General features: G+C 73.1%; 1 protein-coding gene and 2 pseudogenes. All 3 read right to left on the bottom strand.

All coding sequences use genetic code 11. From position 1 onward, the window contains the following. Positions 1–331 (bottom strand): annotated as a pseudogene (locus tag G6022_RS14295) (cobyrinic acid a,c-diamide synthase); the annotation flags it as partial. Next, positions 325–939, bottom strand: coding sequence for a cob(I)yrinic acid a,c-diamide adenosyltransferase (gene cobO / locus G6022_RS14300; RefSeq protein WP_182639643.1), 615 nt, complete (start codon positions 937–939; stop codon positions 325–327). The gene cobO and the pseudogene G6022_RS14295, both read right to left, overlap by 7 nt. Further along, positions 939–1,185, bottom strand: a pseudogene (locus G6022_RS14305) (magnesium chelatase); the annotation flags it as partial. The gene cobO and the pseudogene G6022_RS14305, both read right to left, overlap by 1 nt.

Consider the following 1,185-nt stretch of genomic DNA (forward strand, 5'->3'; position numbering starts at 1 on the left):
CGCCCCCGATCTGGCCGTCGTACAGGCCCATCACGCCCTCGATCACCGCGACGTCGGCCGGCCGCGGCGCGGCCTGCGCGCCGTGTAGCAGGAGGGGCACGATTCTGTGCTCGCCGACCAGGTGCGGGTCGAGGTTGCGGCCCGGCCGCCCCGTCGCGAGCTCGTGGTAGCCCGGGTCGATGTAGTCGGGGCCGACCTTGTGGCCCGAGACCGTCAGGCCCCTGCGCCGCAGGGCCGCCATGAGCCCGGTGGCGACGGTGGTCTTGCCGTGACCCGACGCCGGAGCGGCCACCACGAGCCGGGGCAGGTCGGTGCGCGATCCGGTCACCATTCGATCCCCCTCTGACCCTTCTGGCCGGCGTCCATCGGGTGCTTGACCTTGGTCATCTCGGTGACGAGGTCGGCGACCTCGATCAGCCGGGGGGCGGCGTCGCGGCCGGTGATCACCACGTGCTGCCGACCGGGCCGCGAGGTCAGCGTCTCGACCACGTCCTCGACGTCCACCCAGCCCCACTTCATCGGGTAGGTGAACTCGTCGAGCAGGTAGAGGTCGTGCCGCTCGTCGGCGAGCCGGCGCTTGATCTCCGCCCAGCCCTCGGCGGCGTCCGCGGCGTGGTCCTCCTCGGTGCCGTCCTTGCGCGACCACGACCAGCCCGAGCCCATCTTGTGCCACTCCACGGGCCCGCCCTCACCGGTCTCGGCGTGCAGGCGGGCGAGCCGCTCCATGACCGTCTGCTCGCCGATGCGCCACTTGGCGGACTTGACGAACTGGAACACCCCGATGTCCCACCCCTGGTTCCAGGCACGCATGGCCAGGCCGAACGCGGCCGTGGACTTCCCCTTGCCGGGCCCGGTGTGGACCATGATCAGGGGCTTGTTGCGGCGTTGCCGGGTGCTCAGCCCGTCGTCGGGCACGCGGGCCGGTTGTCCCTGCGGCATCAGGCCACCTCTCCCTCTGTCAGCGCCGTGGTGCGGCGGTCAGGGGCCGTGTGGGTGCGGACGGTGTGGGTCAGTCCCTCGGCCGTCACCTCGCCCAGCGGGATGTGCTCGGCGCCCAGGTGCGTGGCGAGCTCGGAGGCCAGGCCCATGCGGAACCGGCCGCTCTCGCAGTCCACCACCACCGACGCCACGCCTAGGGAGGCCAGCCCGGCCGCCGCGGCGCGGGACCGGGCGAGGGCGTCCGGG

Origin of the sequence: Dietzia sp. Cai40 (genome assembly GCF_014145165.1) — a bacterium.
Taxonomy (GTDB): Bacteria; Actinomycetota; Actinomycetes; order Mycobacteriales; family Mycobacteriaceae; genus Dietzia; species Dietzia natronolimnaea.

Excerpts from the sequence above, each read along its gene's own strand:
- cobO (WP_182639643.1), bottom strand. The coding sequence starts at position 939 with ATGCCGCAGGGACAACCGGCCCGCGTGCCCGACGACGGGCTGAGCACC.